Source organism: Actinomycetospora sp. (assembly GCF_055612215.1).
In genome coordinates, this window is record NZ_JBVPVA010000690.1 from 1 (window position 1) to 7,348 (window position 7,348).

At 76.5% G+C, this 7,348-nt stretch carries 7 protein-coding genes and 1 pseudogene; 5 read left to right on the top strand and 3 right to left on the bottom strand.

All coding sequences use genetic code 11. The features are described from left to right. Positions 1–966, top strand: a 966-nt coding sequence (locus AC0CYZ_RS18875) for a hypothetical protein (protein ID WP_472218098.1), incomplete at its 5' end; no start/stop codon positions are given. 4 nt (positions 967–970) lie between these two features. Here the strand turns inward: AC0CYZ_RS18875 and AC0CYZ_RS18880 are convergent. Beyond that, positions 971–1,489, bottom strand: a complete 519-nt coding sequence (locus AC0CYZ_RS18880) for a hypothetical protein (protein ID WP_472218100.1) — start codon at positions 1,487–1,489, stop codon at positions 971–973. 362 nt (positions 1,490–1,851) lie between these two features. On the opposite strand from AC0CYZ_RS18880, the gene AC0CYZ_RS18885 reads away from it, so the two are divergent. Together AC0CYZ_RS18885 and AC0CYZ_RS18890 are read left to right on the top strand one after the other, a co-directional pair. Then, on the top strand, positions 1,852–2,055 hold the full coding sequence (locus AC0CYZ_RS18885) for a hypothetical protein (protein WP_472218101.1): 204 nt from the start codon (positions 1,852–1,854) through the stop codon (positions 2,053–2,055). 156 nt (positions 2,056–2,211) lie between these two features. Next, complete coding sequence (locus AC0CYZ_RS18890; RefSeq protein WP_472218103.1) at positions 2,212–2,583, top strand: hypothetical protein; 372 nt, start codon at positions 2,212–2,214, stop codon at positions 2,581–2,583. 18 nt (positions 2,584–2,601) lie between these two features. On the opposite strand, the gene zwf is transcribed toward AC0CYZ_RS18890, so the two are convergent. Together zwf and AC0CYZ_RS18900 are read right to left on the bottom strand one after the other, a co-directional pair. Further along, positions 2,602–4,143 (bottom strand): glucose-6-phosphate dehydrogenase, encoded by a 1,542-nt coding sequence (zwf, locus tag AC0CYZ_RS18895; protein ID WP_472218105.1) that lies wholly within the window; start codon positions 4,141–4,143, stop codon positions 2,602–2,604. A gap of 85 nt (positions 4,144–4,228) precedes the next feature. Continuing rightward, on the bottom strand, positions 4,229–5,473 hold the full coding sequence (locus AC0CYZ_RS18900; RefSeq protein WP_472218107.1) for an erythromycin esterase family protein: 1,245 nt from the start codon (positions 5,471–5,473) through the stop codon (positions 4,229–4,231). A 144-nt stretch (positions 5,474–5,617) separates the two neighbouring features. Here AC0CYZ_RS18900 and AC0CYZ_RS18905 point away from each other — a divergent pair, with 144 nt between their 5' ends. Beyond that, positions 5,618–5,908: a hypothetical protein gene (locus tag AC0CYZ_RS18905; RefSeq protein ID WP_472218109.1), complete on the top strand. Its 291-nt coding sequence runs from the start codon at positions 5,618–5,620 to the stop codon at positions 5,906–5,908. Positions 5,909–5,972: 64 nt separating this feature from the next. Next, positions 5,973–7,348: pseudogene (locus AC0CYZ_RS18910) on the top strand (hypothetical protein); the annotation flags it as partial.

Below are 7,348 nucleotides of genomic sequence, written 5' to 3' on the forward strand. Positions count from 1 at the left end.
TCGCTGGTCACCGAGCACCCGCGCCGTGGCGAGGCCCCGCTGCTGCGGCGGCTGCGGCTCACCGAGGGCGTGCACCACGTCCCGGACCGGCGGCTGACCGCGGCTGCCGACGACCTCGGTCCCGCCGGCTGGACCCCGCCCTCCCGCCTCGGCGAGGTCGTCGGCGACCTCCTCGACGCCCCCGGCGCCCGCGCCCGGCGGCGCACCGTGGGGATGCTCGCGCTGGCGCGGCGGTTCGACGACCTCGCCGTCGGGCTGCTGCGCCCGCCCCCCGACCTCGCCGCGCCCGGGTCGACGACGCCGGACGAGCACTACCGGTTGGGCGTCGCCTCGTTGCAGGCGGGCCGGGCCGCGGAGGCCCGCCGCTGGTTCGCCGCGGTCCTCGACGGCACCCCCGACGACGGGTCGCGGCGCGCGCTGCGGGCGCGCGCGGCGTTCTGGTTGGGCCTCGACCGCGATGCCGAGCCCGCGCAGCGCCGGCGCCACCTCGAGCTCGTCGTCCGTGACGGCCCGGCGCGCGACGCCTCGGACGCCGGGCTGCTCCTCGCCGGACTGGAGCGCGACGCGGGCCGGTTCGACGCCCAGCGCGGGTGCCTGCGGGCGGCCGTGGCGTCGGCGCGGGAGGCCGGCGACGCCGGCCGCGAGGCCGAGGCCCGCCTCGACCTCGCCCACCTCGACCGCCACAGCGGGCGGACCGCCGAGGCGCGCGCCGGCTACGCCCGGGTCGTCGAGCTCGTCGGGGAGGACGGCCCGAGTGCGCTGGCCGCGGCCCGCGCGGTGGCGGAGATGGACACCGACGACCCCGACGAGCTCGACGACCTGGGCGTAGCTGGCGGCGGGGCGCTCCCGGCACCCGGTCCGGTCCCCGCCCAGCGTCAGGACGACGACGCGACGCCCGCGGCCCCCGTCACCGGGGCGGTCACGCCCGCGGCGCAGCCGTCCACGGGACCCCGCGCGACGCTGTAGGTCTTCAGGCCACGGCGTGCCGGTCGGCGGCGACCGGCCGCCGGGGCACCGGCACGCGGGCCGCGCCGGTCACCGGCAGCGGCGCGAAGACCGATCCGCCGAGGAGGCCGCTGCCGGTGCCGGCGGTCGCGAGCAGGGCGTCCTGGGCCCGCCGCGGGAGGCCGGCGACGTCGGGCGCGCCGAGGGCGGCGAGCTCGTCGAGGACCCGCTGCGGCCAGGACCGCGAGGACCCGCCGTCCACCGACACCCCGCCGCGTGCCGGGGCGCACCGGGCCCGCAGGGTCGCCAGGGCGTCCGCGGGCAGGGCGCCGCGAGCGGCGTCGAGGAACGCCGCGCCGAGGTGGTCGTGCAGCACCGCGACGTTGTGCGCGGTCGCCGGGAAGCCGGCCCGGGCGAGCAGGCTGGGCGCGAAGCCGGCGGCGAGGCGGGGTGCGCCGGCGGCCGCCGCACCGGGCCGCGCCACGAGGGCGAGGACCACGAGCGCGAGTGCGGCCAGCACGACGGTGGTGATGACGATCCCCATGACACGGCCCCCTGCTCCGGCGACCGCTGTGGTCGCCACCGGATGTGACTGGTTCTCGCCGATCGAGACCGCGCCGTTACGAGGCCGTAGCCGATACACCCGGACGGCCGCACGATCGGCGGCGCGGATGGCCGGGACGATGGCCCGAGCGGCCCGTGACCGAATCGTGATGTCACTGGCCGCAACCCCGCCCCCACATCACCTGTTCGGGGTACCTCCGACCGAGCGCGCTGCCCTAACCTCTGGTTCGCGCACCGCGCTCGGCAGGGTCGTCGACCGTCCCCCGGACGTGGGTGCGAGCCGGCCGCGTCGCGGTCCGGCGGGGTACCACGTCGCTTCCGCCCCTGCTCCGAGGAGACCGCATGTCGTTCACCGGGAACGTCGTCCTCGCCGCCGGCTCGTCCGCGGCCGCCTGGCTCGCCGCCCCCCTGGTCAGCGCCGCCATGCACGGCACCACCGACCAGCGCACGCTCGCCGCGTGGAAGGACGAGACGGGGCCGATCCCGCTCCCGCGCCTCGACGGCGGGGACGGCGACGAGTTCGCCGCCCCGGCCCGCCACGCCTGACGCGCTCCTCACCGGCGCGGCGGTCGTCATCCGGCCGGGTCGCCCCGTGTGGTCGTCGAGACGTCACCGATGGGCACGAACGGCGGAATCAGATCCGCCGCCCGGCGGGCGATGACTGAGGTGAACACTCCGCCACACCCTGGGACGTGATCTGCGATGTTCCGTAGCACCGCGCGCCGCGCGACTCCGCAGTCCACCCGCTCCGACGAGCACGCTCCGCGCCACGGACGTCACCACCGCGCGGTCCGCGACCGCGAGGTCCGTGAGCAGCAGGAGGCCGTGCGGCGTGCCCGCCGGCGCACCAGCCAGGTCGACGCCTACGAGGCGGTCTCCGGCCCCCTGCCGACCGCTACGCCGGCGCTCCGCAGCGCGACCCTCCCGCAGCCCGCCGGGCCGCCGCGCATCGACAACGCGGCCGCCCGCGTCGACCCGCTGACCTGCCCGTTCCCCCCGGCCCCCGACCTGCCCGGGGCGCGGGTCTCGCCGTCGGCGCCGCTGCGCGCCCCGGCCCACGCAGGCCTGTTCTAGGACGGTTGCGGGCTCGCCCTACCTCTTCTCCCGCCAGGCCCGCTCGAAGGGCAGGCGCCAGGCGTTCGGCGCGATGAGCTGGTGGATGGCGTTCGGCCCCCAGGAGCCGACCGGGTAGGGCTTGACCGGCGGCGGGTCGGCGAGCAGGGGCTGGCTGCGGTCCCAGAGGGACTCGATGCCCTCGGAGGTGGTGAACAGCGTGTGGTCGCCGCGCATGGCGTCGAGGATCAGCCGCTCGTAGGCCTCCAGGACGTCGGAGGCCTCACCGATCTCCTGGGTCGAGAACTGCATGGAGAGCTTCTGCAGCCGCATGCCGGGGCCGGGCCGCTTGCCGTAGAAGGACAGCGACACCCGCGAGGAGTCCGCGAGGTCGAACGTCAGGTGGTCCGGGCCCTGCGTCCCCACCCCGGATCCCGGCGGGAACATCGTGCGCGGCGCCTCCTTGAAGGCGATCGAGATGATCCGCTGGCCCTCGGCGAGCTTCTTGCCGGTGCGCAGGTAGAACGGCACGCCGGCCCACCGCCAGTTGTCCAGGCCGACCCGCAGCGCGATGAAGGTCTCGGTGTCGGAGTCGGGCGCGACGCCCTGCTCGTCGCGGTAGCCGCCGTACTGGCCTCGGACGACGTCGGTCGGGTGGATCGGCAGGAGCGATCGGAAGACCTTGTTCTTCTCCACGCTGATCGCCCGGGGCTCCAGCGCCGTCGGCGGCTCCATCGCGACGAAGGCCATCACCTGCATGAGGTGGGTGACGACCATGTCCTTGTAGGCGCCGGTCGCCTCGTAGAAGCTCGCGCGCTGGTCCAGACCGAGCGACTCGGGGATGTCGATCTGGACGTGGTCGATGAAGTTCCGGTTCCAGATCGGTTCGAACAGACCGTTCGCGAACCGGAACGCCAGGACGTTCTGCGCCGCCTCCTTGCCCAGGAAGTGGTCGATCCGGAACACCTGCGACTCGTCGAAGACCTGGTGGACGAAGTCGTTGAGCCGGACCGCGCTCTCCAGGTCGTAGCCGAACGGCTTCTCCATGACCACCCGGGCACTGCGCACGAGGTCGGCGTCGCGGAGCATCTCGACGACGGACTGCGCGGCCTTCGGCGGCACCGACAGGTAGTGGAGCAGGCGGACCGCGCCGGGCCCGTCGATCGATCGGCGCTGCGGATCGCTCCCGACGAGCTGGGCCTCGGCCTCCTTGACCGCGGACGCGAGCGCCTCCGGGCCCTCGCCCTGGGGGACGTAGGTGAGCTTGCTCGCGAAGTCCGCCCACTCGGACTCGGCGAGCCGGTGCATGCCGAAGTTCTGGACGGCGGAGTGCGTCAGGTCCCGGAACCCCTCCGTCGTCAGGTCCTCCATCGCGGTCCCGACGATGCGGATGTCCGGCGCGAGCGACGACTCGGAGAGGTAGGCCAGGCCCGGCAGCAGCTTGCGCTTCGCGAGGTCGCCCGTGCAGCCGAACAGCACGATGACGTGGGGGGCGATGGGGTCGAGCTCGCGGCGGAACGGGCGGGAGCCGGGGCCGGGGTAGGCGATGTCGGACTTGTCGGCCCGGAACGGTTCGGACATACCGGATCTCCTCGCACGACGGCGGCCGGGGTGGTTGCCAGGACCGTAGCCCGGTCGTGTGGCCGGCGTGTGTCGTGCAGCCGGCCTACCGGATCCAGGCGGGGTGCACGCGGGGGACGTGGGCGAGGGCGTCGAACTCCCGGCCGGGCACGAGCGGCGTCCGGGCACGCAGCTGACCGGAGTCGACGACGGGTCCGAGGCGTCGCGTCGTCGTCCGGGCGTCGGCCCACCGCGCGACCGGGCCGTCGACGTCCCGCGCCGCACGCAGGTCGACGAGGCGCTCGCCGTCGTCGCCCAGCGCCGTCCGCAGGTCGGCCTCGGCGGTGTCGGTCATGCGGGGCAGGCGGAACGTGGTGGGCCGCGGCCGCACCGCCCGCAGCACCCGGCGGCGGATCGCCGAGGTGTCGCCCTCGCCGAAGAGGCCGCCCACGGCGTAGTAGGCCTCGCCGAGCGCCGCCCGCAGGTGCCGCCCCGCGGTCGTCGGGTCCCCGACCCGGACCTGGTCGTCGTGGCCCCAGAAGACCACGGCGGGTGTCCCGTCGGCGCCCTCCGCGGCCCGGCCGACCGCCTCGGCCGCCAGCCGAGCCCGCAGCACCGGCGCGCTCTCGGGCGGGAGCGCCTCGGCCTCCGCGTCGTTGCGCGGCTCGCGCACCCGCGCCGCGCAGGCCACCTCCGCCGCCCGGGCGAGGATCCACGCGTGGCGCAGCGCCTCGGCGTACGGGCCGGGCGCGCTCTCGGCGACGAGGCGGGCCTCGTCGGCGACCATCCGCTCGTGCAGCCCGACGACGGTGTCGCGCACGCGGCCCGGCAGCGGGCGCGCGTCGGGCTCGCGGTCGAGCAGGTCGGCGAGGCCGTCGCGGGCGGCGGGCAGCAGGTCCGGCGCCGTCGCGCGCAGATAGGCGCCGAGGGCGCGCACCGACGGCGCCGGGCGCACCGGGTCCACCCCGACGACCCGGATCCGCTCGGACGGCCCGAGCAGCTCGTTGTGGTCGCGCAGCCGGGAGACGAGCTCGACCACCTCGCGGGTGTCGTACTCCCAGCCACCCAGCGCGGCGACGGCGTCGCCGGGGAGCCCGACGCCGCGCACGGCCGCGTCGACGACCGTCGCCCCCGCCTCGCTCGCGCCGAGGGCCACGACACGCGCGCCCAGGTCCTCGACGGCGAACTCCACGAGCCGGATGCCGAGCTCGAGCAGCTCCCGCGCGCCGTGCGCGGCGGCGCCCACGCCGAGCACCCGCACCCCGGTCAGTGCGGGGCGCCACGACGACAGCCCGACCTCGTCCAGAGGCACCGCGCGCTCCGCCAGTGCGTCCGCGACGTCGTCGTCCATGCGCCGACCCTACGGGCGCCCAGGATCCCGCTCCGCCCGCCCGGATCGGGTGACGTCCCCGCGTTCGGCCTAACGGGTAAGGCGGGTCGCACGACACACCGACGACGGCTCCGCACGGGCGGGCCGACGACGACGGGGGTCAGGATGTCGAAGCCGGGAACCGGAGCCGCCGCGGCCGCCGCCGCCCTGGGTGCCTGGCTCGCGACCCCGGTGGTCGCGATCCTGAGCCGGGGCAGCCTGGACGACCGGCGTGCTGCTGCGATCCGCCGCGAAGGCGTCCCGGCCGCGGTCCGGGTGGCGCCACACCAGGACGCCCGGCACGCGGACGCGCTGCGCCGCGCCCGGGTGCGGGAGGCCCAGGTGCGCGCCGCGATGGCGGCCGTGCCCGCGCCCCGGACCGGGGGCCTGCCCCGGCGTTCGCCGTTGCCCGACTGAGGATGATCGAGTTGCTCCGGACGGAGTCTTGGCCGCGCTCGTCGTTCGAACTAGTGTTCGAATCATGGCCGCGGAGGTGCTCTCCATCCCCCGCCGGCCCCGGGTCGAGTTCGACGACATCGCCGCGGGGCCGGAGCTGACCGCCGCCCTCGACGAGGTCGACCTGGCCGCCCTGGTCGGCCAGGACGTCGCCGCCGGCGCCCGCGCCGCGGCCCGCGCCCGCAACCACGCCGACTGGGTGCGGCTGTCCTACCTCGACGAGATGTGCCGCGCCTGCGCCGGCACCCTGGTCCGCGCCGAGGAGCCCGACACCGCGGTCGCCGCCGCCGCGTTCGGCTGGTCGATGACGATGGCCGCCGCCCAGCTCGCCCTCGCCGCCGGGGTCCTGCAGCGCCTGCCCGACCTCGGCGACGCCCTGCACGACGGCTGGCTCGAACAGCGCAAGGCCGAGGTCTTCGTGACCGTGCTCGCCGACCTCGACGACGCCCAGGCCACCACCGTGGTCGCCGACGTGCTCCCCGACGCACCCGCGCTGCCGGTGCAGCAACTCACCGAGCGGGTTACCCGCGCCGCGATCGCCGTCGACCGCCTCTGGGCGGCGCGGCGCCATGCCGCCGCCCGCCGACGCGCCCGGCTGCGGACCTCCCTCGGCCCGGCCGCCACGATGAACCTCTCCGCGTGCGACGTGGACCCCGAGATGGCCCAGGACGCCTACCTGCACGTCCAGTCCCTGGCCCGGGTCATCCGCGGCAGGCTGCGCGCGCTCGGGCACCGGGTCCGGCTGGGCTACATCGCCACCCACACCCTGCTCCGCCTCGCCGGCGGCACCCTCTCGGGCGCCGACGACGACACCATCGTCGCCGCCCTCACCGCCGAACTCGCCGTCGACCCTCACGCGGCTCCCGACAGCCCTGACGACCCCGACGAGGCAGGACCGGACGACGGCGGCCCCGGCGGCGGCCCGGATGACGACGGCCCCGGTCCGGACGGGAACGGCCCCGACAGGAACGGCGGCGGGACTGACAGCGACCGTCCCGACGACCGTGGTCCCGGCGGCGCAGGACCGGACGACAGCGATCCGGATGGCACCGGCCCCGACCACAGGCGCCCCGACGACCGCCCGGATGACAACGCTGGCGGCCCGAACGTCAGCGGTCAGGGCCAAGGCACGGACGAGCCCACGTCCGCCGAGCCAGGTTCCGCAGAGCCAGGTTCCGATGGGGATCAGTGGAACCCGGCGGAGCCCGACACGGACGCGTCGCGGATGCCGTTGCTGGCCGGGGTGGTCGTGCGGCTGCCACTCACGACGCTGCTCGGACTCGACGACCGCCCCGGCGAGCTCCCCGGGCTCGGCCCCGTCCCCGGCCACGTCGCCGCCGCCGTTGCGGCCCGCCGCGCCGGGGCCCGCCACACGATCCTGCTCCACGACCCCGCCGGTCG

Bases quoted from the DNA above. Each gene is read 5' to 3' on its own strand.
- AC0CYZ_RS18890 (WP_472218103.1), top strand. From the start codon at position 2,212: ATGTTCCGTAGCACCGCGCGCCGCGCGACTCCGCAGTCCACCCGCTCC.
- AC0CYZ_RS18900 (WP_472218107.1), bottom strand. From the start codon at position 5,473: ATGGACGACGACGTCGCGGACGCACTGGCGGAGCGCGCGGTGCCTCTG.
- AC0CYZ_RS18885 (WP_472218101.1), top strand. From the start codon at position 1,852: ATGTCGTTCACCGGGAACGTCGTCCTCGCCGCCGGCTCGTCCGCGGCC.
- zwf (WP_472218105.1), bottom strand. From the start codon at position 4,143: ATGTCCGAACCGTTCCGGGCCGACAAGTCCGACATCGCCTACCCCGGC.
- AC0CYZ_RS18880 (WP_472218100.1), bottom strand. From the start codon at position 1,489: ATGGGGATCGTCATCACCACCGTCGTGCTGGCCGCACTCGCGCTCGTG.
- AC0CYZ_RS18905 (WP_472218109.1), top strand. From the start codon at position 5,618: ATGTCGAAGCCGGGAACCGGAGCCGCCGCGGCCGCCGCCGCCCTGGGT.